The organism is Embleya sp. NPDC025285 (assembly GCF_055558835.1).
On sequence record NZ_JBVHLU010000061.1, the window covers coordinates 43,186 to 68,816 of the forward strand.

Here is a 25,631-nt window from a genome sequence, read left to right on the forward strand (position 1 = left end):
GTGCGCACCGGCCTCACAAATGTGGGCCAAAGATTATATTCGGTGGGTGTCATGGGAGATCTGCCTTCTCGTGCAGCTGGAGACGCTGCGCTCCTATGCGGCCGTGCTGGCGGTCGCCTCGACGTGACCGTGAACATCGGCGACATGTCCTTTCACGTGGCCTGAGCGTTCGATCGACGCAGCGGACCCGGGCCGCTCCCGGCGAATCCGGTGTCGAGCCGAGCCGTGCGGGCGCGTATGAGGACACCACGGAGGCGCTCGCAGGGGTCGGGCAGTTCACCGGTCGCTCGCGGCGCGGGGTCGGCGCGCCGCGAGCGACCCGTCGGACGAGGTGGTCGGTCGGTCGGGGGCCGGGGTGGCGAGGATGCCGTTCAACAGGACCTCGATCGCCCACGTGTCGCGGTCGTCGCCGGAGACCTGGGTGAGGGATTTGCGCATGGCGACCAGGTGGGGGTAGTCCGTCGCGGAGAGTCGGCCGAACGCCTCGTCCATCGCGGCGACCGCGCTCTCCTCGGTCTGCCCCTCGGCGCCCTTGTCGACGTACGCCGACTCCTCGGCCCCCGCGGCCGTGATGTGCAGGTTGATCAGGTCGAGCGCGAGTGAGCGGGTGAGGTCGTCGATGCCCGCGCCGGCCAGCAGACCCAGGATCGCCTCGGCGAGCGCGAGCGCGTTGGGGCCGGTCGGTACGTCCCCCAAGGCCACGGTCGCGATGCCGCGATGGGCGCCGAGCACGGTGATCGCCTCCCTGATCAGCGTGCCCAGCTCCGCGCGCCAGTGCGGGAACGGCTCGCCGACCGGCGCGACGGCGGGCAGCGGGATCTCGCCGAGCACTCGGTCGTAGACCAACGCGAGCAGCTCGTCCCGGTTCGCCACGTACACGTACAGCGACGCGGCGCCGGTGTCCAGCGCCTGCGCGACCCGACGCATCGTCACCGCCTCCAGGCCGTCCGCGTCCAGGATCGCGAGCGCGGCGGACACGAGCGCGTCCGCACTGAGCGCGGCCTTCGCCGGGCGGGTGCGCCGGCTGACCGGAGCGGCAGGGGTGGATGGGCGCGACTCGCCGGGGGATTTCGCCATGCCCCGAGTATACGCGTTGACGGAACACTGTTCGCTACGTACATTGTTCGTTGCGAACACTGTTCGTCACGAACATGGCTCGTCGCGCGGCACTCCGCAGGGCGGTGAGCCGCGCCGCCCACCCTTCGAGGAGTACCGATGACCACCACCACCGTCGACCCGTCCGCCCCCGTCACCGAGCCCCCGCTGCCCGCCGCGTACGCCTGGCGGTGGCGGATCCTGGCGATCGTGCTCGTCGCCGAGGTGATGGACCTGCTCGACAGCACCGTGACGAACGTCGCCGGCCCGTCCGTCCGCGACGATCTCGGCGGCGGTGCTTCGCTGTTGCAATGGCTCGCCTCCGGCTACACGCTCGCGTTCGGCGTGCTGCTCGTCGTCGGCGGCAGACTCGGCGACCGCTGGGGCCGACGCCGATTGTTCCTGCTGGGCGCCGGCGGCTTCGCCGTGGCGTCCCTGTTGTGCGCCCTGGCCCCGGCGCCGGAACTACTGGTCTCCGCCCGCATCGCCCAGGGTGCCTTCGGCGCCCTGCTCATCCCGCAGGGCTTCGGCATCCTCAAGTCGGTCTTCCCGCCCGCCGAGACCGGCAAGGCGTTCGCCGCGTTCGGTCCGATCCTGGGCCTGTCCGCCGTCGGCGGCCCGATTCTGGCCGGCGCGCTGATCCACCTCGACCTGTTCGGCACCGGCTGGCGGCTGATCTTCCTGATGAACGTCCCGCTCGGCCTCGCCGCCGTGCTCGGCGGACTCCGCTACATCCCCAAGGACGCCCCGAACCCCGGCGTGCGGATCGACGTGCTCGCCGCCGCGCTCTTGGCCGTCGCCTCGACGCTGGTCATCCTCCCGCTCATCCAGGGCCCCGAAGCCGACTGGCCCGCCTGGACATTCGGCTGCCTCGGCGCCGGCCTGACCGCCTTCGCCGGCTTCATCCTGCGCGAACGCCGCAGCGCCCACTCGCTGATCGAGGCCACGCTGCTGCGCAACCGGGCCTACACCTCCGGCATGCTGTTCGGCCTCGTCTTCTTCGCCGGCACCGCGGGCTTCATGCTGATCACCTCCCTGTTCGTGCAACTGCACCTGGACTTCGGCCCGCTCGCCGCCGGTCTCACCCTCGCCCCGATCGCCGTCGGCATCGTGGTCGCCTCGATCGCGGGCTTCCGACTGATCCCCAGGCTCGGCCGCAACCTGCTCCTGATCGGCGCCGGCGTCAACGTGAGCGGCCTGATCGCCCTCGCCGCCGTGGTCACCCACTACGGCTCGGACACGACCGGCGTGCACCTGATCGCCCCGTTGTTCGTCGCCGGCCTCGGCATGGGCGCCGTGTTCGCCCCGCTGTTCGACGTGATCCTGGCCGGTGTCGCCGACCACGAACTGGGCAGCGCCTCCGGGTCGTTGTCCGCGATGCAACAACTCGCCGGCGCACTCGGCGTGGCCGGCATCACCACCTTGTTCCTCCAGCTCGCCGAAAACCACAGCGCCTCCACCGCCATGGCCGTCGGCGCACTCGCGGTGGCCGGCCTCGGCCTGCTTGCCGCCGGCCTGGTGTTCCTGCTCCCCAGGCACGCCAGGCCGCACGAGAGCTAGGTCCTCGACCCGAGTTGCCTTTCCCCGGCGGTCCGACGGCCGGCCCGTCCGGTCCGACGGCCGGCCGGTCCGTGAAGAACCCCGGGCCGCCGGTTCCACGAAGAACCGTCGTGGGCCGCCGAGTCCACGAAGGACCGTCGCCCGGTCCACCAAGAACCCGTACAGCAAGGAAACGAGTCACCATGACCACCCTCGTCACCGGAGCCCGCGGCAGTGTCGCGCGCGGCGTCCTCACCCGCCTGGTCGCCGCCGGCCACAGCGTCCGGATCGCGAGCAGCGACCCGACCGACCTCGAACCGCCCGCCGGCGTCGAAGCCGTCCGCCTCTCGCTCCGTGAACCCGACAACGCCGCCGCGGTGTTGCACGACGTCACCAGCGTCTTCCTGTACGCCGAGGCAGCCGGCATCGCCGCCTTCGTCGACGCCGCGCGGGCCGCCGGCGTCCGACACATCGTGCTGCTGTCCTCCGCCTCGACGGCCGCGCCCGACCCGAGCGGCAACCCGCTCGCGGCGAGCCACCACGCGGTCGAGGTCGCGGTCGCCGAGTCCGGGATCCCGTACACGGTGCTCCGTCCCGGTGCCTTCGCCGGCAACGCGATCGGCTGGAAGTACCAGCTTCTCGGCACCGGCAAGATCCAACTCCCGTACCCGAATGCCCAGGTCGCCCCGATCCACGAGGACGACATCGCCGACGTCGCGACCGCCGTGCTCGTGGCCGGCGACCACCTCGGCGAGACACTCGACCTCAACGGCCCCGAATCGTTGTCCTTCGTCGAGCAGATCGCGATCCTGGCCGATGTCCTGGGCCGCGAACTGCCGTTCACCGAGGTCACCCGGGACGAGGCGCTCGCCGGCCTGACCCGGCACATGCCGCCCGGCTACGCGAACGCGCTGCTGGACCTGTGGGAGTCGGCGGTCGAGCCCGAACCGGTGTCCGGCACCACCGAGGCGATCACCGGCCGACCGGGCCGCACCTTCCGCGAATGGGCCCACGACCACCGCGAGGACTTCGCGACCGGCGTGCCGCAGCGCGGCTGAATCGCCGACAACCGCTCGGATACCCGCACTTCGGACCGGCCGGACCGGCACAATCCGGCCGGCCGGTCCATGCTTTGGTGGAGTTCTCGCTCCCTCGCTCCCCAAGGGGTTGTCGCGCTGTCTACGCTGCTGTTCGGACCGGCCGTTTTCCGAACTCTGGACGCACATGACCGTCGCGCTTCACACCGTCGCGGGTGCCGCAATCGAGGTACGCCGCGCGCTCCAGGCTGATGAAGCCAGGGACGTTCCCGAACACACGTGGGTGGGCCCGATCGTCCGGATCCGCCCGCAGGGCGCACGGCACTACGAGGACATCGCGTACATCGACGCGGCGCCCACCGACGGAATGGGCAGCTCCCCCTCCCGACACCTGATCCTGTGGGCGGACCGGGCCCGCCGACAGCGGATCGCGGCGGTGGGTACGTACTCGGCCGCCGCCGACTACGCGGTGTACAGCGTCACCGGACCGGCCGGCGAGCACTTGGCGACGGTGCATCGCGAACAGGGCAGCATCCGCCGGCTGCGCCGCACGTCCTGGACGATCCGCCCGGCGGAGGGCCCCACGCTGCACGCGGCGAAGGGCACCACGTTCGGTTGGATCGCGTGGTGGGCGTTGTGCCCGCTGTGGGGCCTGATGATGGCCGTGGCTGTACTCGGCGGCAAGGCACCGAGGTTGCCGCTGCGCACGATCTGGCGCCACGACGGCACCCGCGTCTTCGAATACCTGGGCAGCGTCGGCACCACCGACTCGTACGAACTCCCCCCGGGCCACGTGGACGCCCGCATAGTCCTGGCCCTGGCGGCCCTGCACAACAGCCATCCCGGCTGGTACGACCGCCTGTAACGGCGCAGCCGGCTCCGGTGGGCTACCGGAGCCCGCCGGCCGGCACCGTCGTCTCGCAGGCGTCGCACAGGGTCAGGTGCAGTCGGCGCATGCCGCGGAGGGTGCCCGGGCGACCGCAGCTCTCGCAGACGGTTCGGGAGATTCGGTCGAACTCCCCCGTCACGGCGTGCAGGCGGGTCGATTCGGCCCGGGTCCAGGCGGTGCCGTTCGGGGTCCACGGGTGGGGGTTGGCCTGGAAGGCGAGCGCCGCCCACTTCTGCTTGACGGCGAGGAGTTCGTAGTCGGGGAACTCCACCTCCACCGCCTCGTGGCAGCGCAGCGCGAGCCGATACCACCCCGGTCCGATCCAGAACTCGGCGGACGGGTCCCTGAGATGGCGCCGCAACGGCTCCAGGACGGCGTCGGACGCCCATTCCGAATGACCGGCGGTCGTTGCCATCGCGGGCTGCCTCCCCTTCGGCACGGAGCGAAAACTTTTCTCTCCTCGGGCGTCACACTTTGCCGGCGGGCTCCGTCAGTGCTGTGTCGGACCGAAAAGCAACGGCCGGCAGCCGGAGGCGAGGACACAACCTCCGGTGAGACCACCTCTCGAGGAGCACAGCCATGGAAGCACGTATGGGCAACCCCGCGATGGTCGTTCCCGGCGCGATGAAGGCGCTGATGGCCCTCGGTGCCGCCGCCGCACAGACCGGCGTTCCCAAGGTCACCCTGGAACTGGCCAACCTGCGGGCGAGCCAGATCAACGGCTGCAGCGTCTGTGTGCACATGCACGCCCGCGACCTGCGCAAGGCCGGCGAGGCGGACGAGCGCATCGACACCGTCGCCGGTTGGCGGGACGCCCCGTACTTCACCGACGCCGAGCGCGCGGCCCTCGCGCTGACCGAGGCGGTCACCCGGGTCGCCGACGCCGGCGACCCGATCCCGGACGCGATCTACGACGAGGCCGCCAAGCACTACGACGAGCAGGAACTCGGCGGCCTCCTGCTGTCCATCGCCTCGGTCAACGTCTGGAACCGAATCAACCTCGCCACCCGTCAGGTCGCGGGCGGCGCCTGGTAGGACACCGCGGCCGAGACGTCGCGGACCCGGAGCCGGGAGCACCTCCCGGCCCTCCGGGCCGCGTGCGCGGCACGGCTCCCGCCGCCCACGTGCTCGAACGCGAGTACGTCCGTCTTGACTTCGGGCCCTCGCGTCGGGATCCTGCCGGCGAGACGGCACGGTCACCCGGTGCCGCGACCGGACTACCGGGAGGAACCGCGGATGAGCCGCGACACTGGCGGGGCGTACGAGTCGGCCCATCGGCGCAGCCTGAGCGATCCGGACGGTTTCTGGCTGGAGGCCGCCGCCGCGATCGACTGGGTGACGCCGCCCAGCCGGGCCCTGGACGACTCCGCCGCGCCGCTGTACCGCTGGTTCCCGGACGGCGTGTTGAACACGTGCTTCAACGCACTGGACCGGCATGTCGCGGGTGGGCGCGCCGAACAGGCCGCGATCGTGTACGACTCGCCGGTCACCGGCACGCGGCGCACCCTGAGCTACGCCGAACTCCTCGATCTGACCGCACGATTCGCCGGCGTGCTGCGCGGACTGGGGGTGGGCCGGGGCGATCGGGTGGTGTTGTACCTGCCGATGGTGCCCGAGGCCGTGGTGGCGATGCTGGCCTGCGCCCGACTCGGCGCGGTGCACTCCGTCGTGTTCGGCGGCTTCGCCGCACACGAGTTGGCGGTGCGGATCGACGACGCCCGGCCCAAGGTCGTGGTGGCCGCGTCCTGTGGGATCGAGCCCACCCGCACGATCGCCTACAAGCCGCTCGTGGACGCGGCGCTGGCCGAGGCGACGCACCGGCCCGACAAGGTGGTGCTGCTGCAACGTCCCCAGCTCACCGCCGATGTGACCGAACGCGACCTGGACTGGGACACCGCGATGGCGACGGCCGAACCCGTCGAGTGTGTGCCCGTCGCGGCCGGCGACCCGCTGTACATCCTCTACACCTCCGGCACCACCGGGCCGCCCAAGGGCATCGTGCGCGACAACGGCGGACACGCGGTCGCGCTGCGGTGGTCGATGGAGAACGTGTACGGCGTGCGCCCCGGCGAGGTGAGCTGGACCGCGTCCGACGTCGGCTGGGTGGTCGGCCACTCGTACATCGTCTACGCGCCGCTGCTCACCGGCTGCACCACCGTGCTGTACGAGGGCAAGCCGGTCGGCACGCCGGACGCGGGCGCGTTCTGGCGGGTGGCCGCCGAGCACCGGGCCACCATGCTGTTCACCGCGCCGACCGCGTTCAGGGCGATCAAGAAGGAGGACCCGGACGGGAAACTGCTCGCCGGACACGATCTGTCCGCGCTGCGCACGCTGTTCCTGGCGGGCGAGCGGCTCGACCCGGAGACCTACCGCTGGGCGGGCGACCTGCTCGGGATCCCCGTGGTGGACAACTGGTGGCAGACCGAGACCGGTTGGCCGATCGTGGCCGACCCGATGGGCCTGGAACCGCATCCCACCAAGCCCGGTTCGCCGACCCTGCCGGTGCCCGGCTACGACGTACGGATCCTGGACCCGCAGGGCGTCGAGGTGCCGCCCGGCGTGGACGGCGCGGTGGTGCTCAAACTGCCCATGCCGCCCGGCACGCTGAGCACGCTGTGGGGCGACGACGAGCGCTACGTGGCGTCCTATCTGACCGCGTTTCCCGGCTATTACCTCAGCGGCGACGGCGGGCGCAAGGACGAGGACGGCTACGTCTACGTGATGGGCCGCACCGACGACGTGATCAACGTCGCCGGGCACCGGCTGTCCACCGGCTCGATGGAGGAGGTGCTTGCCGCGCACCCGGACGTCGCCGAGTGCGCGGTGATCGGGGTGGCCGACGAGCTCAAGGGCCAGGTGCCGCGCGGTCTGGTCGTGCTCAAGGCCGGTGTCGATCGGGAACCCGTTGAGGTGTCCGCCGAGTTGGTGCTCCTGGTTCGGGACACGATCGGCGCGGTCGCGGCCCTGCGCCGGGTGGACGTGGTCCCGGCGCTGCCCAAGACCCGCTCGGGCAAGATCCTGCGCCGCACGATGCGCGACATCGCGGACGGCAAACGGCCCGTACTGCCCTCCACCATCGAGGACCCGACCGTCATCGAGACACTGCGACCCACCCTGACCGGCGAGCGTCCCGACCAGGGCGCGCCCGGCGGAACTTCGCGCAGTCGTCGGGACTTCCCGGACGGCCTCGGCGGCGGGCCGGACCCGGCGACCGGGACCGTTCAGCCGACGTAGGAGGCGCGCGGCGGGGACTGCGGCCCCAGCGGTCCGGCCAGCCACGCGTCGTACAACTTCTGCCATGAGCCGTCCCGCTTCATCCGCTCCAGCAGCCCGTTGGCGAATCGCACGAAGTCCTGGTGTGCCAACGGGAACGCCATGCCGTGCGGTTCGTCGCTGAAGGTCGGACCGACCACTTCGGTGTCGGAGTCCTGTGCCTGAAGTCCTTTGAGCAGCGCCGACGTCGTCGAGATCGCGTCCACCTCGCCCTGCTGCAACGCGACCAGGCAGTCCGTCCAGTTCTCCACGGCGTACGGCAGCACGCCCGCCGGGTCGTCCCGCAGGTACACGATCGACGTGGTGGCGCGGACCGTGCACACCCGCCTGCCGCGCAGATCCGCGAGGGAGCGCACGCCCGAGTCGGTGCGCACCAGGACGCGTTGGCCGTCGGTGTAGTAGTCGCTGCTGAAGGCCACCTGGAGTTTGCGGTCGCATGTGATGGTCATCGTGTCGATCACCACGTCCACATCCCCGTTGCGGAGCACGTCGGTGCGCTGGGCCTGGGTGATCACCTTGTAGCGCAGCCGCTCGGGGTCGTCGGGACCCGCGAAGATCGCCCGGGCGAGGGCCTTGGCCATCTCGATGTCGAATCCCTTGATCAGCCCGCTGCGTCGGTCCAACTCGCCGAAGAATCGGGTGTTCTGGTCGACACCGACGATCAGGTACCCGCGTCGGTGCACGCGCTCCATCGTGGAACCGGCGGGCATCGCTCCGGGGGTGGGCAGCGACCCGGGCGGCGTGAGGCTCTGGCGCGGGTCGCAGGGCGGCGCGACGGAGGGCTTGGGGTAGTCCTCCGGGGTCGCCGGGTGGGCCCCGGAGATCACCGGGTCGACGACCCGCACGTCGGCGGGTCCATCGGCCGAGGAGGCGGAGCACGCGGCGAGGGTCGCGGCCAGCACGACTGCCGGGGCCGAGTTCGCGATTCGACGCTTTCTCCGATGCATGGCGCTCCCTGGTGCCGGTGTGCGCACCGGCGAGTCGTTGCCGCTGCGAGTCGGCGAACCGGCCGGGACCCGTTCGCGTCGAGGCTTGCGCGGCCGAATTGCTCCGATTATCGACCGGCTCGTGCGGATTCCCCGGTCGCTTGCCCAAACAATGGGGGGTTCCCTCAACCGAGTGGACCAGGACTGGAGTAGGCGTGACGAGCTACGGCATCACCGGCCACATCAACCTGACGCCCGACACCGTGCCGCTGGTCGATCGGGCCGTTCGGGAGCTGCTCGCCCGGGTCGCGCCGGACGAACTCGTGGGCTACAGCTGCCTCGCGGCAGGCGCGGACGCGATCTTCGCGCGCGCCGTCCTGGACCTGGGCGGCCGGCTCGTGGCACTGCTGCCGTCGGCCGACTACGGCGAGACCAAGGTCGGTCCGAACTACCGCGCCGGTTTCGAGGACTTGATCGCGCGCGCCGACGAGGTCCGGGTGATGCCGTTCCGCCGGGCGTCCGAGGACGCGTACGCGGCGGCCAACGACGCGCTGCTCGCGGAGGTGGACGTGGTGTTCGCGGTCTGGGACGGCCGACCCGGCGGCGCACGCGGCGGCACCGCCGAGGTGGTCGCCAAGGCCCGCGCGGCGGGCACACGAGTGCACGTGGTGTGGCCGCCAGGCGCTGCCCGCGGCTGAACACGACCTGTCACGCGACGCGCAACGACACTGCCGGGTGCGGGAGTTGCCCATGATTTCGGGCCGAGGGCGGCGCTCGACCGGGATCCGAGCGGGGCGTACAACCCTCGATTGCACTGGAGTTACAGCAACGGCGGCTGCTCTTCGTCCTGCGGCGGCAGCAACTGACACGCCGTCACCGGTCGGCGCGGGTGCGGGCGCGGGAGGACGCTCGGGCCCGCCGGTGGTCGAGGGACGACCGGCGGGCCCGTCGCGGGTGTTCGGGTACGGCTACCGCGCCGAGTCCGCCTCGGTCGGCCTCGGTTCGGCGACGGGAGCGGTGCCGGGCGGGTACGCCGGGCCGGCGGCGGCCTTGCGCCGCGAATCGAGCACGGCCAGCGCCAGCGTGGCCAGGCCGGCCAGGCCCGCCAGCACCGAGATGCCGGGCAGGACCACACCCATGACGGCGTTCTGCGCGTCGCGCCACGCGGAGTCGGTGATGCGGAACAGCCCTATGCCGACGGCGGTCACTCCGAGCAGCGCGATCACCGCGTGCCAGATCACCGGATTGGCCGGCCGCGCGGCGCGTGCCGGCGCGGGCGTGAGCGGGAAGGGCGAACCGGTCGGGAAGGGCGGCACCTCGGTCGCGGCGGCGGGCGCGTCGGTCGGGACCGGCGGGGCGGGCACCACCCGGGTCGGCGCGTCCGGTCGCGGCGGCGCCGCCGACTCGGAGTCCCGGGCGACCTTGACGGTCTCGGCACCGGCGTCGGCGGGCGCGGGGGACTCGGAGTCCCGGGCGACCTTGACCGTTTCGGCGTCGGTGCCCCGGCGGATGGCCGGCACCTTGACCGGCGCGCCACCGTCGTAGGGCGCCTTGGCCGCCGGCTTGTCCGCCTCGGGAGCGGGGGCCGCCGGGGTCGCGATCGGAGTGGTGACGTCGTCGTCCTTGCCGACGCGAACGGCCGGTGCCACCACGGGGGTCGTGGCGTCGGAGTCCGGGTCGGGCTTTTCCGCGGCAGGCTTCCCGGCACCGTTTTGGTCGGCCCGCACCGCCGGCGACGCCACCGGAGTCGCGTCGTCCTCGTCGTCGTTCACCTCGTCGGCGTCGGCGTCGGCGTCGGCGTCGCCCTGGTCCCGGCCCGCGCCGTTCTTCGCGGCGCCACCACCGGCGGCGGGCTTCCCCGCGCCCTTCTTGCCCGCGCGTACGGCGGGCGTGGCCACGGGGGTCGCGTCGGCCTCGGCCTCGTCCTCGGCTTCGGTCTCGGCGGCTCGCGCGGTCGGCTTCGCGATCTTCCCGGGCGCGGCCGATGCCGGTGTCGCCACCGGAGTCTCGTCGCCCGCCTCGTCGGCATCGGAGCCGGCGGCGGGAGCGCGGGTCGTCTTCGCAGCGCCCTTCTTGCCGGGCCGTACGGCGGGCGTTGCCACCGGAGTCGCGTCGTCCGCGTCGGTCGTCGCGGTGGCATCCGGCTCGGCGGCGGGCTTCGCAGCGCCCTTCTTGCCGGGTCGCACGGCGGGCGTGGCCACCGGAGTCGCGTCGGTCTCGGCCTCGTCCTCGGCAGGTTGCGCGGCCGGCTTCGCGCCGTTCTTCGCGACCTTCTTCGCGGCGGCAGCAGCACCGGTCGCGGGCGTGCCGGCGGCCTTCTTGCCCGCGCGTACCGCCGGAGTCGCCACGGGCGTCTCGTCCGTGTCGGTCGGTGTCGCGGTCGCGAGTGCGGCGGCTGCCGGGACCTCGGTGGTCTCCGGCTCTTCCTCTTCCTCTTCCCCGTCCGCGCTCTCGGCGTCCTTCGGGGGCGGGGCATCGCCCACGGCCGCGGTCGCCGCGGCGACCAGTGCCCTCAGTTCCTCGGGAAGCCAGTCCGCACTCGGCTCGGCCGCGGCGAAGCGTGCCACCAAGTCGGCCGCCGAGGGCCGTGCGGTGGGCCGCTTCTTCAGGCAGTCGGCGACGATCTCACCGAGCCAGTCCGGGAGTTCCGTCAGGTCCGGCATCTCGCGCACGACCCGCTGTGCGATCTCGGCGGCCGACCCCGCGCCGAACGGCGCCACGCCGGCCGCGTGGCACAGCACACCGCCCAGCGCGAACACGTCGATCGCCGGGCCTATGGAGCCGCCGGTGACCTGCTCCGGTGCGGGCAGCCCCGGGACGTCCACGACACCCGTCCGGGTCATCCCGGCCGAACCGAGGGCCCGGGCCAGCGAGTAGTCCGCCACGCGCGGCCCGTCGGCCGCGAGCAGGACGTTGGCCGGCTTGAGGTCACGGTGCGTCAGATCGACCTCGTGGATGGCCGCGAGCCCCTCGGCCAATCCCGCGCCCAGCGCACGCAGCGAGTGCTCGGGCAGCGGCCCGTGCGCCCCGACGGCCGACTCCAGGGACGGGCCCGCCACGTGCTCGACGACCAGCCACGGCGGCGTGCCGTCCGGGTCCGCGTCCAGGACGTGCGCGACGTGTGTGCCGCCGACCTCCCTGGCAGTGGTGACGTCCTTGCGGAAGCGTTCGAGGAACGTCTTGTCGGACGCCAGGTCGGGCCGCACCAGCTTGACCGTGACGTGGTCACCGCCGGGTGCGCGACCGAGGAAGACCGTCCCCAGGCCGCCCTGTCCCCATCGGGCCGACAGTCGGTACCGCCCGACAACCCCGGGATCGCCCGGCTTCAGCGGATCCATGACTGCCGCCCCCTCTATGTACGTGCTGCGCCAAGGCAGGGAGGGGCCCCAGGGCTTTTTCCGGCCCTGTCTGTCTCGCCTCCCCGCGGACTTTGCCGCAGCCTACCCTCCGGGCCGAGGCCCCACCGAGGACCCGGACCGGCTCGTCGACGACTCGTGAACGTCTCGTCACCGACCCGGCAACCGCAGCGAATCGCCAGGACATGTCCCGATTCGCGCCTTTGACCGGGCTCCGCGTGCGCCGCTAGCTTCGCGACAACACCCGGCAACACCCGGCAACATCAGCCCGCGTGGCGAGGGAGCTGAACCGATGGCGATCGTTCTGGGGCCGAATCGATACGGCAAGGCGGAGGTACGACTGGTCCGGGTCACCCGGACCACCGCGACCGAGCACGAACTGTGCGATCTGAACGTGTCCGTGTCACTGTCCGGCGACCTCGCGGCCACCCATCTGCGCGGCGACAACGCCCACGTCATCCCGACCGACACGATGCGCGCCGTGGTGTACGCGTTCGCGCAGGACCGACCGCTGCCCGCGGTCGAGGCGTTCGGGCTGCGCCTGGCCCGGCACTTCGTCGACGCGTACGCCCCGATCGATACCGCGCGCGTGCGCGTCCTGGAATACCCCTGGATCCGGATCCCCGGCACGCACGGGCCGCACCCACACGCGTGGACCCGGGCGGCCGGGGCCCGATACGCGGGCGTGCTGCACGGGCCGGCCGGTACCGAGGTCTGCGCCGGTCTGGAGGACGTGACCGCGCTCAAGTCCACCGGGTCGGAGTTCCACGGCTTCATGACGGACCGTTACACGACGCTGGCCCCGACCCGGGACCGGATCCTGGCCACGAGCGTGCACGCGCGCTGGCGCCATCGGCGGTCCGACGTCGCGTCGACGGACTGGGACTCGTCCTTTTGCGCGGCTCGCGACACGCTGCTGCGTACCTTTGCCGAAACGCACAGCCTGTCCCTGCAACAGACCCTGTACGCAATGGGCGAGGCGGTGCTGACCGAGCGGGAGGACCTGGTCGAGGTGCGACTGACGCTGCCGAACAGGCACCACCTCCCGGTCGACCTCGACGCGTTCGGTCTGCACAACACGGGTGAGGTGTACCAGGTGACGGATCGGCCGTACGGCGTGATCGAGGGCACCGTGCTGCGCGACGACGCGGCGCCCGCGCTCGCCGAACTCCCCTGGCGATAGCGCCGGAAGCCGCCGACCGGACCCGGACACACCGCGGGGGCGAGGCGCCGTACGGCACCCCGCCCCCGCGACCCCCTCCCTCATCCCCCCGGATGAAAGTTCGTCGTCCGCGTATCTCCGTCGCGGGTGTGTTCGTCGTTTCCCGGATGCCGACCCGGACGCCCCCGGCCGTCGCCCCCCGACGCCGTCCCGGACCGCGCGTCGGTCAGCCCAGGTTCTCGATCCCCGCCGTGCCCTTCTCGACGTCGAGGACCTCGACGGAGGAGACCTTGCGGGTGGTGTTGTTCTCGGCCCACTGCTTCGCCTCGGTGGCGAGCTTGCCGCCCTTGTCCATCCGGGCGCTCTCGGCGGCGAGGTTCTCCGTGAGCGAGACCTCGGCGGGCAGCGAGGTGAGCACCACGACGTCGTAGCCGGAATAGGTCTTCGAGATCCGGACCTTGGTGACCAGGCCGCCGTGGGTGGTGCTCTTGAGCTTGGCGAGCAGGTCGGCGGCGTACTTCTCGGAACCGGCCTTGTCGGTGTCCTTCTCCGCGCCGTTCTCGATGCCGGCGGTGCCCTTCTCCTTGTCGAGCACGGAGACGGAGCCGATCGTCAGGCTCGACGAGTCCTGCGTCCACTGCATCGCCTCGACGGCGAGCTTCCGCCCCTTGTCCATCCGGGCGTTCGCACCCTTGATGTCCTCGGTGATGGAGACCTCCGCGGGCAGCGTCGTGTTGACGGTGACCTCGTAGCGTTCGTACTGCTTCACGATCCGGACCTCGGACACCACACCGCCGTGCTTGGTGGTCTTGAGGTGGGTCAGCAGGTCCTGGGCGACCTTGTCGGTGCCGCCCTTGTCGCCGGCCTTGGGCGCGTCCGACTTGGGTGCGCCGGTCTTGGGCTCGTCGGCTCCGGGCGCCGCGCTCGTGTCGGCCGCGCCGGTGGTCCTCGGCGACTCCGCCGACGCGCTCGACGCCTTGCCCTCTTCCTTCCTGGTGGGTCCGCAGGCGGCGAGCGATCCGGTCATGGCGATCGTCGCGGCGACGGCCACGGTGGTGATCAGGCCGCGGCGACGTCCCCGCGGGGCTGCGGTCGAAGCGGACTGCTGCACAACGGTCTGCCGGGGAGCGAGCGCGGACATGAGGTTTCCCTTCGGAGGCACTGCGTCTCGGCCGCCTACTGCGCCGATCGGTCCGCCGGCCGAGCGGCCGGTGGTCAAGTGACAGCACGGTGCGGGTGTTTCCGGGGTTGCTCCGTGCTGCCGTGGTCAATAGAAGCAGCGGCTGTGAACGCTGTCAACAAGCATTTTGCTCGCACCTTGAGTCACCTCGATATGGTTGACTCCGGAAGGTTCACAATCGGTCCAGGAGGAGGAGACGGTGCCCACCAGCCCCCAGGTCACCGCTGCCGAGATCGCCCGCATCGCGGGTGTCGGACGCGCCGCCGTCAGTAACTGGCGCCGGCGCTTCGACGACTTCCCGCGGCCCGTGGGCGGCAGCGACGCGAGCCCCACCTTCGCGCTGTCCGACGTGGAGAGCTGGTTGCGCGACCAGGGCAAGATCGCCGAGGTCGCGCCGGAGGAACACCTGTGGCGCCTGGTCGCGGCCTCCGACGACGTCCCCGGCCGGCTCGCCGACATCGGCGACCACCTGGCGGCCGGCTCACCCGAGCCGGTGGGGCCGCACGCCGCCCTGCTGCGCGCCGCGAGCGACCTCGCCGGCACCCGCGGGGCCTCGGCCGTGTTCGCCGCCCTCTACTCCCGATTCGCCGAGTCCGCAGCCGGCCCCGGCGGCGTCACCCCCTCGGCCACCGTCGCGCTGATCGCCGAACTGGCGTGCGTGGGACGGGAATCCGTGACATCCGTGCTGAATCCGGCGACCACGCACGGCGATCTGCTGCTCGGCTTCGTGCGATCCGCGCGCACCCTGCGCGGGCAGGCCGAGGCCCCGGCCCTGGCCCGACTGATCCGCGCCCGCATCGCGCTGCACCCCGATGCCGGACCGGACACCGCGATCGCCGTCGCCGAGGGCGACGCGCTGCGCGCGGACGCGTGGCCCGACGAGCTGTTCGACACCGTCGTGGGCAACCCGCCGTTCAACGACCGCAATTGGGGTCACGACGAACTGGCCTACGACCAGCGCTGGGAGTACGGCCTGCCGCCCAGGACCGAGTCCGAACTCGCGTGGGTCCAGCACGCGCTGGCGCACACCGAGGTCGGCGGGCGGGTCGTGCTGCTGATGCCGCCCGCCGTCGCGGCCCGGAGCTCGGGCCGGCGGATCCGGGCCGAACTGCTGCGCCGGGGCGCGCTGCGCGCGGTGTTCGCGCTGCCCGCGGGCGCCGCGCCGCCGTTCGGCGTCGCGCTGCACCTGTGGATCCTGGAACGGCCCTCGGGCGAACTGATGCCCTCACACGTGCTGTTCGCCGCGATCGAGGACGCGGCCGCGGCGGAGGCCGGCGTGCGGGCCTGGCAGGACTTCGGCACCGATCCCGGCGGCCTGGCCGAGGTGCCCGGCCGACACCGCGCCGTGCCGCTGATCGAACTCCTCGACGACAACGTCGACCTGACCCCGTCGCACAACCTGCCCGAGCGCACCGACCTGAACGTGGCCGAGCGGGTGCACGACACCCGCCGGCGGCTGCTCGACCTGCTGGACCGGCTCCCGGAACTGGTGCCCGATGTACCCGCCGCCGACCCGGGGGCGCCGACCTGGCGCTCGGTCACGCTCGCCGATCTGGCCCGCACCGGCGCGGTCACGCTGTACCGCAGCGCGACCCGCTCCGGCCGGAGCGGCCAGGAGACGCCGACCGGGCCGACCGTGCCGATGCTCACCACCACCGATCTCGCCGCCGCCGTGCCGCCGAGCGCGCGCCTGTCGGTCGCCGAGGCGGACGAGGCACAACACCCGCGCATCCGGGCGGGCGACGTGATCGTGCCGACCCTGCTGGGCAGCGGCGAGAACGGCTGGGCGGGCGCGGTCCGAGTGGCCGGACCCGCCGAGCGGGACGCGGTGCTCGGACCCAACCTGCACCTGCTGCGCCCCGATCCGGCCACCCTCGATCCGTGGTTCCTGGCCGGGTTCCTGACCGACCCGGCCCAGGCCAGGCGGGCCGGGTACGGGTCCAGCATCGTGCGGGTCGACGTGCGCCGGATCGAGATCCCGCTGCTGCCGCCGGACCGGCAGCGCGCCTACGGCGAGACCTTCCGGGCGCTGCGCGCGTTCGTGACCGACCTGCGCGGCGCGGCGGCCCTGGGCGAGGACCTGGGCCGGGGCCTGTTGGAGGGCCTCACCGCCGGCCTGCTCCGGCCGCCGCAATAGCGCCGGGTCCACCCGGCCCGGCTCGCCGACCCGTGCTACCGGCCCTCCAAGGCGCGCAGGACGGCCTGCGAGCGGGCCGTGGGCGCGGCGGAGCGGAACGGGCCCGGCGGGCCCAGGGCGGCCGCTGCGGCGGCTCGGTCGGGACCGGTGTAGCCGCGCACCAGGGCCTCGGCGGCGGCGCGGTGCGCGTCGCCCATCGAGTACAACTCCTCGCCCGGGACGATCCGATGCCGCCGGGTGCGCGCGTCGTGGGCCGGCCACTGTCGGTGGACCACCAGCCGCGGCTCGTCGTCCGGCTCGGACGCGCTCAGCGTGGAGAAGGACAACGTGTACGGGAGTAGCGGGCCGACCAGTTCACACAGGCCCCACAACACCGCCTCGGGGTCCGGCACGGCGTCCGCCTCGGACAGCGCGAAGGTGGCCTCCGGTCGGGTGAGCACCGCCGAGATCACGTCCGTCAGCACGTCGGGATGCCGCGTGGCGCGCAGCCGCAGCCCGGCCTCGCGGCGGGTCAGCTCCGCGTTCAGCACCGCCGGGTCGAGCCGGGGCACGTGCCGGTGGCCCGGAGGATCCAGGTCCGGCAGGTCCACCGGCGCCGCGCCCAGCGCGAGCGCGTGCCGGGGCCCGGCGAGCGAGACCGCGCCGGGTTCGGGTCGGGCCGGGGCGATCAGCACCAGGGCGTGTGCGGCGGTGCGCCGGATCAGCGTCGGTCGGCCGCCGAGCATGCCGAAGCGGACCGCGGACCGACGCGGCCCGTAGTACCCGGCGCCCAACGCGGGGCCCACCACCGGCGCCAGTACCGAGTGCCAGCGTCCCAGGCCCGGTTCGGACAGCGACGAGGCCGTCACGCTGATCGCCCCCGAGTCGCTCACCTGATAGCCGATCCGGTCGAGCATCGGCGCACGCGTCGGGTACGGATCCTCGGTGTAGCGCTTGGTCGGGGCGGGCGCGGGCCGAGCCGCGGTGGGTTCGGCGGCCCGTCGGCGCGCGGGCCGGGCCGGGCGCGGGCGCTCGGCAGAGGGAGCCCGCACCGCCTCCGGCTCGGGTGCCGGTCGCGCCGCGGGCGGGCCGGGCGGTTCGACGGCGGGGCGGATCCGGCGCTCGTGCTCGTAGAGCAGTTCCAGGACGGGACGGGGCAACCACGAGGCAGCCTCGTGCGGGCGTCGGCGGCGGCTGAGCAGGGCGGCGAAGTCGGTGACCACGTTGTCCGGCGAGGGGCGTCGGTCGGCGCGGCGGCGCAGACACGACTCCACCAGCGGCAGGAGTTCCTCGGGCAGCCCGGTCAGGTCCGGGTCGCGATTGCGCACGGCGCTCATCACCCGCATCGCGCTGCCCTCGTACGGCGCGTGACCCGTGCCCGCGAACAGCAGCGTGGCGCCCATCGCGTACACGTCGGAGCGGACCGTGCCGGACTCGCCCTCGACCTGCTCGGGCGCCATGTAGGCGATCGTGCCGACCAGATTGACGGTGTCCTGGTCCTCGGCCAGCGCGAGCCCGAAGTCGATCACCTTGGGACCGTCCAGGGTGACCAGGATGTTGCCCGGGGCCAGGTCGCGGTGCACCAGGCCGGCGCCGTGGATCGCGCCGAGCGCCTCTGCCACCCCGGCGGCCAGCCAGCGCACCGCGTCCGGCGGCAGCGGACCGCACTCGTCGACCACCTCGCGCAGCGACGGCGCGGGCACGTACGCGGTGGCCAGCCAGGGCCGCTCGGCCTCCGGGTCGGCGTCCACCACGGCGGCCGTGAACACCCCGCTGACCAGTCGCGCGGCGTGCACCTCGCGGGCGAACCGGCGGCGGAAGTCCGCGTCGTGGTCCAACTCGGCCAGGATGGTCTTGATCGCCACCAGCCGGCCCGCCGGGGACAGTCCCAGGAAGACCCGGGCCATGCCGCCCCGGCCGAGTCGGGAGAGCACCCGATAGGGCCCGATCCGGCGCGGATCGTACGCGTCCAAGGGGGCCGGACCCCGCCTGTCGACATCGGTCACGCAAAGTCCCCCCGGGCCACCCGATCGTGTGCCCTCATCATGACGCCGCATGGGTGACACTCGTAACGGGAAGCCGAAACACGTGCACGGTTGCGGCGATGACTCTGGGCATCTCGACCCGCCACCCTGGGTCAGGTGACGCGGCTCACGGTTTGTCGCCCAGGTGGGAGGTGGCTGCGAGGTCGCCTCGCGCGCCTGCTATTCGTACTGATGCACACATGTCACAAAGACCGGAACCGCACGGACACGATCCGGGTGGCTGCCGGAGCCTGAGCCGAGAAGTAGGGGACCCCCATGAGCGAGGACTCGGTAGTACTGCGCCACCAAGGAAACGAGCACACCCTTCCGCTGGTCGAGGGCACCATCGGCGACACCGCCGTGGACATCTCGACACTTCGCGCCAAGACGGGGCTGGTGACCTACGACGGAGGGTTCGTCAACACCGCCGCGTGTAAATCGGCGATCACCTTCATCGACGGCGAGGAGGGCATCCTCCGCTACCGCGGCTATCCGATCGAGCAGATCGCCGAGCAGGGGACCTTCCTGGAGACGGCCTACCTGCTGATCTACGGCGAGTTGCCGTCCGCGAGCGCGCTGGACAACTTCCGCGACGAGATCACCCAGCACACCCTGCTGCACGAGGACGTCAAGCGCTTCTACGACGGCTTCCCGCGCGACGCGCACCCGATGGCGATGTTGTCGTCCGTGGTGTCCGCGCTGTCCACGTTCTACCAGGACAGCCACAACCCGTTCGACGAGGAGCAGGTCCGGCTCTCGGCGATAAGGCTGTTGGCGAAGCTGCCGACGATCGCGGCCTACGCGTTCAAGAAGTCCGTCGGCCAGCCGATGCTCTACCCGGACAACTCGCTCGGCTACGTCGAGAACTTCCTGCGGATGACCTTCGCGGTCCCGGCCGAGTCGTACAAGGCCGACCCGGTGGTGGTGGACGCGCTCGACAAGCTGCTCATCCTGCACGGCGACCACGAGCAGAACTGCTCGACCTCGACGGTGCGGCTGGTCGGCTCCAGCCAGGCGAACATGTTCGCGTCCATCTCGGCAGGCATCAACGCGCTGTGGGGTCCGCTGCACGGCGGTGCCAACCAGCAGGTGCTCGAGATGCTCGAGCAGATCAAGAACGACGGTGGCGACATCGACTCGTTCGTGAACAAGGTGAAGAACAAGGAAGACGGCGTGCGCCTGATGGGCTTCGGCCACCGGGTGTACAAGAGCCGCGACCCGCGCGCGACGATCATCAAGAAGGCGGCCGACGACGTCCTGTCCCGGATGGGCAAGAAGGACGAACTGTTGGACCTCGCGATGCAGTTGGAGGAGCGCGCGCTCGCGGACGACTACTTCGTCGAGCGCAAGCTGTACCCGAACGTGGACTTCTACACCGGGCTGATCTACCGGGCTATGGGCTTCCCCACCGAGATGTTCACCGTGTTGTTCGCGATCGGCCGGCTGCCGGGCTGGATCGCGCACTGGCAGGAGATGATCGCCGACCCGAAGGCGAAGATCGGCCGCCCGCGCCAGGTGTACACCGGCGTCGCGCTGCGCGACTACACCCCCATCGGTGCCCGCTGACCGTAGGGAACACGCGGAAACGATCTTGGAGTCGAAGGTCTCGAACCACGGTTCGAGGTATTCGGCTCCAAGATCGTTTTGTTTTTCCGCCATCGTGTTTCGCGCCGAGGTCTCTCGCGGGCGGTGCAGCGCACTCGATCAACCCCGGTGCGGGAGAACTGTACTGACAACTCCTGATTGATCGGTAGTTTTGTGATCCGAACGTGATCAATGACCCGGACCCGTCCCAGGGGTCGGGAGTCGAACGAGGTGGCGAGGGCCGAGGATCGAACCAGGGCAGGCCGGGATCAGCCGGTGGGCGTCGCGTCCGCGGGGCCCTTTCCGGTGGCCGCGTCGAGCACGTACAGGTGCCGGTCGGCGCTGCCCACGAAGAGCAGCCCGTCGGCCACGATCGGCGAGGTGACCCGGCCTCCGGTGGTGAAGCGCCAGCGTGGCTCGCCGCCCATGCCCACCGCTATCACCGAGCCGTTGCTGCTGCCCGCGTACACGATGTCGTCCGCGACCACCGGCGAGGTGACCCAGCCCTCCGCCCCGAACCGCCACACGCAGCGTGTGGTGTTGACGTCGACCGCGTACAGGCCGCCGTCGCCGCTGCCGAAGAACGACAGGTTGCCCGCCGTGGCCGGCTGGGCGACCGGGCCGCCCGCGCCGAACCACCCGCGCATCGCGCCGTCGGTGGCGTTGAGCAGGTACAGGTACTGGTCGGTGCTGCCGACGTGCACGACGCCGTTCGCCACGGTCGGCGAGGACACCCAGCCGCCGGTGGCGAAGCGCCACCGGCACCAGCCGGTCGCCGCGTCCAGCGCGTACACGCAGCGGTCGCTGGAGCCGAAGTACACCGTGCCGTCCACGACGGTGGGCGAGGTGGCCCAGCCGCCGGTGGGGAAGCGCCAGCGACATCGACCGGTGGCCGCGTCCACGGCGTACAGCGCGTTGTCGCTGGAGCCGAAGTACACGGTGCCGTCGGCGACCACCGGAGCGGCCACGACCTCGCCGCCGGTGGGGAAGCTCCAGCGCCACTGACGTGACGTCAGCTCCAGCGCGTAGACATGGTTGTCCTGGCTGCTGAGGTACATCAGCTCGCCGTCCACGGCGGGCGGATGCGACCAGCCCGACGAGTCGAACCGCCACTCGCGGGTGGCCAGGTGCAGGGTGTGCAGCCCGTTGTCGTTGCTGTGCACGTGCACGCGCGCGGTCCGACCCGAGCCCGCGCGGACCGGCGGGGTGAGGATCTCGCCGGTCGCGGTGAACCGCCACACCGGCGAGGTCTCCAGACCGCCGGTGGGGGTGCGCGGCGGAGTGGGGTGCTGGCGTGGCACGTCGGGCCCGCTCTCCGGCCACGTGACCGGAGAGTTGGGTATGGGCGCGGGCGGCCTGGCCACCCGCTCGGTCGGCAGCGCCGGCGACGGGGACGACGTGGACACCTGACGACCCGCGACCGGTCGCGAGCCGCCCGGCTGCCCGGTGTTCGTCGGCGGGGTCGGCGGCCGCGGCGGCGGCTTGCGGGTCGGATTGGTCGGCGGGCGTTGCGGCGGAGGGGGGCGGTGCGTCTCGGGGCGCGGTGCCGGGCGCGGCTCCTCGCGTACCTGGTTGGGCAGTTTGCCCATGTTGTTCGGGTCCGGGCGCACGTTCTCCGGCAGTTCGGGCTGCTCCGGCTCGGCCGGCTCGCGCACGGGCGGCGTGCGCGGGCCCATCGTCGGCCGGTACTGGCTCTCGAACCGCTGCACCATCGCCGACGCGTTGTCCGGCAGTTGGCTGTCCGCGTCGCTGTCGTCCAGCATCGGGGCGAGCTGGTTGAGCAACTGGGTCGGGCTCGGCCGATGCTCGGCCGCGCGCTGCATGCACAGGTTGACCAGGCCGGTCAGCTCCGGCGGCAGCCCTTCCAGATCGGGAGATCCGGTGACCAGGCGCAACAGTGCCTCTGCCGGCTTGCGGTCGGGGTAGGGGGAGTGCCCGGTGGCCGCGTACACGAGCGTCGCGCCGAGCGAGAACATGTCGCTCGCCGGGGTGATGTCCCGAACGCCCTGCGCCTGTTCCGGGGACATGTACGCGGGGGTACCGACCGCGACGCCGGTCATGGTCAGCGAGCCGAAGTCGGCGGCGCGCGAGATGCCGAAGTCGATCACCTTGGGGCCGTCGCTGGCCACCAGCACGTTGGACGGCTTCAGGTCGCGGTGCACGAGTCCGGCGGCGTGCACGGACTCCAGTGCCTCGGCGATGCCCGCGGCCATCCAGCGCACCGCGCGCGGCGGCAGCGGACCGCACGCGCGGACCAGGGATTCGAGCGAGGGCGCGGGCACGTACGCGGTGGCCAGCCACGGCACCGCGGTGTCGGGATCGGCGTTGACCACGGCGGCGGTGAACACGCCGCTGACCCGGCGGGCCGCGGCCACCTCCTGCGCGAAGCGCGCGCGGAAACCGGGATCGCCGCCCAGCTCCGAACGGATCGTCTTGATCGCGACGAGCCGCCCGAAGGGCGAACGACCCAGATAGATACGGCCCATGCCGCCGGCACCGAGTCGGCCGAGCACCGCATAGGGGCCGATCCGTTCCGGATCCCCCTTGGCCGGTGGCTCACCCGGCCATCCGTGTTCCGTCACAATCCCCCCGAAGTCGCCCCACCGCCCATCATCCCCGCCGAGCGGCCGTTTCGACAGGAACAGGCGGGAGGAGTGCCACGGCGCCGGTCGTCCCGTCGTCGCGATTTAGGTGCCCCGGGGTGGAGCACCCGCTGCCTGTCGCAGGGTACCCGCCTGCCCGGTCTGCCGCCCACGCCGCGTCCCGCTTCGACCGAAACACAGGGGATTCCCCCGGCCCTCGACCACGAAGAGTGGCCGAGGAAGCGGAAATTTGACCGCTGATCGGTCCGAAACGGACGCGACACGCCCGTGGACCACGAACACCCGGACTCGGTTCGACGTGAACCGGGCCCGGGTGTCGAGGTAACCGACGATTTATCGGTATGTCCGCAAGTCTGCCCGGCGCGGTCCCGCCCGGTGTGGTGCCACCCGCGCGGTCCCGCCCGTGCGGCCCCGCCTAGTGCAGTCCGGCGGGGGCGTCCTTGGACAGCTCCGACTTGTCGACCCGCAGGACCGCGACCGCGATCACGGCGGCGATGGCGAGCAGGATCGCCGCGGTCAGGAAGCCGGCCGTGTAGCCCTCGGTGAGCGCGAGCTTTATCGAGCCCGGATCGATCAGGGCCTTCTCGCCCAGCTTGGCGATCTGGTCGTCCATCTTGCTGTCCTTGGTGCTGGAGTAGATCGTGGTCAGCACCGCGATCGCCACCGCTCCGCCCACCTGCTGGGTGACGTTGAGCATCGCGGAACCGATACCCGCGTCCTCCGGGGCGATCCCGGCCACCGCGGTGGCCATGATCGCGACGAAGATCAGACCCATGCCCAGACCGAACACGACCATCGCGGGCAGCAGGCCCACGACATAGCTCGAGTCGACCTCGAGCAGGGACAGGTAGAACAACCCCAGGGCGGCCAGGATCGGCCCCGCGGTCAGCAGCACTCGCGGCCCGATCTTGGGCAACATCACGCTGGTGAACTGGGCCGAGACCATCACGCCCGCGCACAGCGGGAGATAGGCCAGGCCGGCCTTGATCGGCGTGTAGCCCGCGACGATCTGCATGTAGAGCGTGATGAAGAAGAACGCGCCCATCATGCCGCCGGCGGCGAGCGCCATCACCACGTAGCTCGCCGAGCGGTTGCGGTTGCGGAACAGCCGCATCGGCATCAGCGGCCGCTCGACCCGGAGTTCGATCACCACGAAGGCCACGAGCAGCACGGCCGAGAGGATCAGCGAACCCACGGTCAGCCCGTCGGTCCAGCTCTTGTCCGCGGCGCGGATGACGCCGTAGACCAGCGCGGTCACACCGAGCGTGGAGGTCAGCGCGCCGGGGATGTCCAACCGGCCGCGCCAGATCGCCTTCTCGCCGGTCTTCGCGTCGTCCGGGATGGCCAGCGGCAGTGCCGCCACGAGCGCGATGCCGATCGGCACGTTGACGAACATGACCCAGCGCCAGGAGATGTACTCGACGAGCACACCACCGAGGAGCAGACCGACCGCGGATCCCATGCCCGACACCGCTGCGTACACACCGAACGCCTTGTTGCGTTCCGGCCCTTCCTCGAAGGTGGTGGTCACCAACGACAGGACCGCGGGGGCCACCATCGCGCCGCCGACGCCCTGCAGGGCTCGCGCGGCGAGCAACAGCGCCTCGTTGGTGGCGAACCCGCCGAGCAGGCTCGCGACGGTGAACACGATCAGGCCGAGCGCCAGCAGGCGGCGTCGGCCGAAGAGGTCACCGAGCCGACCACCCAGCAGCAGCAGGCCGCCGAAGGTCAGCATGTAGGCGTTCATCACCCACGAGAGTGATGTTTCGCTTATGTCGAGCGCCTTGCCCATGTCGGGCAGGGCGATATTCACGATGGTCGCGTCGAGCACGATCATCAACTGGGCCCCTGCGAGCAGGGCCAAGGCCAATCCGCGACGCGCGTGGGGCGCGTCCGCGGACGGGGATCCGGTCGAGCCGGCGACCTCGGAAGGTGCCGTCGTCATGGATTGCCTCGCATTACTAGTGGACGTGAGCGTTCTCTAGGGGAATCTAGAGGTTATGCATTAGAGAACGCAAACGTTTTCTGTACCATGGCGATCGGAGGCGAGAGTGAGCACAGGAGTACGCGCGGGTCAAGTCGAGACAGCCCTGCTGGTCACCGACTACAGGCAGCGCCCCCGTAAGCGCGGCGTCACGCTGGAGCGCGCGATCACCGAGGCGGTGATCGCCGAGCTGGATGACCGCGGCTACGGCGCGCTGACCTTCGAAGGTGTCGCGACTCGGGCCGGGACCGGCAAGTCGGCGCTGTACCGCCGCTGGCCGGACAAGATGAGCATGGTCGCCGACGCGCTCTCCGCCGCTCTGCCGAAGCCGGAATCGTTGTCCCTGCCCGGCGAGTTGCGCGCCGATCTGATCGTCTACCTGGAAACCGTCGCGCACGGCATGCTCGGCCCGCTCGGCCTGGGCATGCGGGTGTTGAGCGGCGAGATCAGCAGGCACCACGAGTTCGCCGAGATGTGGGAGCACCGCGTGATCGGCCCGTGGCAGTCCCTCCTCGCCGAGGTGCTCGCCGACGCGGTTGCCCGCGGCGAGGCCCGCCCCGGCGCGCTCGCCCCGGAATGCGTCCTGGCCGGCCCCTCGGTCCTGTGCCAGCGCTTCACCATCACCGGGGTCCCGATGTCGCGCGCCGAGATCGAATCCCTGGTCGACAACGCGCTTATGCCGATGCTGGTTGTGCGTTGATTGTTGGGCGACTTCGTCGCCGGCTCGCGAGGCACCGCTTTTTTGCTCCCCCGCTTCGCTCCTCCGCAAAAAAGCGGTGCCTCGCTCGGGGCTTCGTGTCCCTCCGCTTCGCTCCGGGGCACGAAGCCCACGCTTGCGGCTCCGCCGCTCTCCGCGCTTCGCG

The 25,631-nt window shown here is 71.7% G+C and carries 18 protein-coding genes; 10 read left to right on the plus strand and 8 right to left on the minus strand.

All coding sequences use genetic code 11. The annotated features are described in order from the left end of the window. Positions 1 to 276: 276 nt before the first annotated feature. Positions 277 to 1,077 carry a TetR/AcrR family transcriptional regulator gene (locus ACZ4FV_RS32885; protein WP_395874062.1) on the minus strand — a complete coding sequence of 267 codons (801 nt, stop codon included), beginning with the start codon at positions 1,075 to 1,077 and terminating at the stop codon, positions 277 to 279. Between the two features lie 138 nt (positions 1,078 to 1,215). Here ACZ4FV_RS32885 and ACZ4FV_RS32890 point away from each other — a divergent pair, with 138 nt between their 5' ends. The 3 genes from ACZ4FV_RS32890 (at position 1,216) to ACZ4FV_RS32900 (ending at position 4,536) form a co-directional block, all read left to right on the plus strand. Next, positions 1,216 to 2,655: an MFS transporter gene (locus ACZ4FV_RS32890; RefSeq protein WP_395874064.1), complete on the plus strand. Its 1,440-nt coding sequence runs from the start codon at positions 1,216 to 1,218 to the stop codon at positions 2,653 to 2,655. Positions 2,656 to 2,837: 182 nt separating this feature from the next. Further along, complete coding sequence (locus ACZ4FV_RS32895; protein WP_402241633.1) at positions 2,838 to 3,692, plus strand: NAD(P)H-binding protein; 855 nt, start codon at positions 2,838 to 2,840, stop codon at positions 3,690 to 3,692. Positions 3,693 to 3,858: 166 nt separating this feature from the next. Then, positions 3,859 to 4,536 carry a hypothetical protein gene (locus ACZ4FV_RS32900; protein ID WP_395874068.1) on the plus strand — a complete coding sequence of 226 codons (678 nt, stop codon included), beginning with the start codon at positions 3,859 to 3,861 and terminating at the stop codon, positions 4,534 to 4,536. A 22-nt stretch (positions 4,537 to 4,558) separates the two neighbouring features. Here ACZ4FV_RS32900 and ACZ4FV_RS32905 read toward each other — a convergent pair whose 3' ends face one another. Next, positions 4,559 to 4,975 carry a hypothetical protein gene (locus ACZ4FV_RS32905; RefSeq protein ID WP_465323969.1) on the minus strand — a complete coding sequence of 139 codons (417 nt, stop codon included), beginning with the start codon at positions 4,973 to 4,975 and terminating at the stop codon, positions 4,559 to 4,561. 164 nt (positions 4,976 to 5,139) lie between these two features. On the opposite strand from ACZ4FV_RS32905, the gene ACZ4FV_RS32910 reads away from it, so the two are divergent. Together ACZ4FV_RS32910 and ACZ4FV_RS32915 are read left to right on the plus strand one after the other, a co-directional pair. After that, positions 5,140 to 5,595: a carboxymuconolactone decarboxylase family protein gene (locus tag ACZ4FV_RS32910; protein ID WP_395874072.1), complete on the plus strand. Its 456-nt coding sequence runs from the start codon at positions 5,140 to 5,142 to the stop codon at positions 5,593 to 5,595. Positions 5,596 to 5,796: 201 nt separating this feature from the next. Beyond that, complete coding sequence (locus tag ACZ4FV_RS32915; protein WP_465323970.1) at positions 5,797 to 7,794, plus strand: propionyl-CoA synthetase; 1,998 nt, start codon at positions 5,797 to 5,799, stop codon at positions 7,792 to 7,794. Here the strand turns inward: ACZ4FV_RS32915 and ACZ4FV_RS32920 are convergent. Continuing rightward, on the minus strand, positions 7,782 to 8,780 hold the full coding sequence (locus tag ACZ4FV_RS32920; protein WP_465323971.1) for a glutamate ABC transporter substrate-binding protein: 999 nt from the start codon (positions 8,778 to 8,780) through the stop codon (positions 7,782 to 7,784). The two genes, ACZ4FV_RS32915 and ACZ4FV_RS32920, sit on opposite strands and share 13 nt — an antisense overlap. 194 nt (positions 8,781 to 8,974) lie before the next feature. Here ACZ4FV_RS32920 and ACZ4FV_RS32925 point away from each other — a divergent pair, with 194 nt between their 5' ends. Further along, on the plus strand, positions 8,975 to 9,457 hold the full coding sequence (locus ACZ4FV_RS32925) for a hypothetical protein (RefSeq protein ID WP_465323972.1): 483 nt from the start codon (positions 8,975 to 8,977) through the stop codon (positions 9,455 to 9,457). Between the two features lie 270 nt (positions 9,458 to 9,727). Here the strand turns inward: ACZ4FV_RS32925 and ACZ4FV_RS32930 are convergent, their stop codons facing one another. Next, positions 9,728 to 12,097, minus strand: coding sequence for a serine/threonine-protein kinase (locus ACZ4FV_RS32930; RefSeq protein ID WP_465323973.1), 2,370 nt, complete (start codon positions 12,095 to 12,097; stop codon positions 9,728 to 9,730). 310 nt (positions 12,098 to 12,407) lie between these two features. Here ACZ4FV_RS32930 and pucL point away from each other — a divergent pair, with 310 nt between their 5' ends. Then, on the plus strand, positions 12,408 to 13,298 hold the full coding sequence (gene pucL, locus ACZ4FV_RS32935) for a factor-independent urate hydroxylase (protein WP_395874081.1): 891 nt from the start codon (positions 12,408 to 12,410) through the stop codon (positions 13,296 to 13,298). Between the two features lie 205 nt (positions 13,299 to 13,503). On the opposite strand, the gene ACZ4FV_RS32940 is transcribed toward pucL, so the two are convergent. Further along, complete coding sequence (locus ACZ4FV_RS32940; protein WP_402241648.1) at positions 13,504 to 14,418, minus strand: hypothetical protein; 915 nt, start codon at positions 14,416 to 14,418, stop codon at positions 13,504 to 13,506. Between the two features lie 238 nt (positions 14,419 to 14,656). Here ACZ4FV_RS32940 and ACZ4FV_RS32945 point away from each other — a divergent pair, with 238 nt between their 5' ends. Then, entirely contained in the window at positions 14,657 to 16,594 is a 1,938-nt protein-coding gene (locus ACZ4FV_RS32945; RefSeq protein ID WP_465323974.1) for an N-6 DNA methylase, read from the plus strand. A 35-nt stretch (positions 16,595 to 16,629) separates the two neighbouring features. Here ACZ4FV_RS32945 and ACZ4FV_RS32950 read toward each other — a convergent pair whose 3' ends face one another. Continuing rightward, entirely contained in the window at positions 16,630 to 18,579 is a 1,950-nt protein-coding gene (locus tag ACZ4FV_RS32950; protein WP_465323975.1) for a protein kinase domain-containing protein, read from the minus strand. A gap of 294 nt (positions 18,580 to 18,873) precedes the next feature. Here ACZ4FV_RS32950 and ACZ4FV_RS32955 point away from each other — a divergent pair, with 294 nt between their 5' ends. After that, positions 18,874 to 20,163: a citrate synthase gene (locus ACZ4FV_RS32955; protein ID WP_020555562.1), complete on the plus strand. Its 1,290-nt coding sequence runs from the start codon at positions 18,874 to 18,876 to the stop codon at positions 20,161 to 20,163. Positions 20,164 to 20,450: 287 nt separating this feature from the next. Here the strand turns inward: ACZ4FV_RS32955 and ACZ4FV_RS32960 are convergent, their stop codons facing one another. After that, positions 20,451 to 22,763, minus strand: a complete 2,313-nt coding sequence (locus ACZ4FV_RS32960) for an outer membrane protein assembly factor BamB family protein (RefSeq protein ID WP_465323976.1) — start codon at positions 22,761 to 22,763, stop codon at positions 20,451 to 20,453. 436 nt (positions 22,764 to 23,199) lie between these two features. Continuing rightward, complete coding sequence (locus tag ACZ4FV_RS32965) at positions 23,200 to 24,729, minus strand: DHA2 family efflux MFS transporter permease subunit (RefSeq protein ID WP_395874091.1); 1,530 nt, start codon at positions 24,727 to 24,729, stop codon at positions 23,200 to 23,202. A gap of 106 nt (positions 24,730 to 24,835) precedes the next feature. On the opposite strand from ACZ4FV_RS32965, the gene ACZ4FV_RS32970 reads away from it, so the two are divergent. Continuing rightward, positions 24,836 to 25,468 (plus strand): TetR/AcrR family transcriptional regulator, encoded by a 633-nt coding sequence (locus ACZ4FV_RS32970; protein WP_395874093.1) that lies wholly within the window; start codon positions 24,836 to 24,838, stop codon positions 25,466 to 25,468. Positions 25,469 to 25,631: the final 163 nt, after the last annotated feature.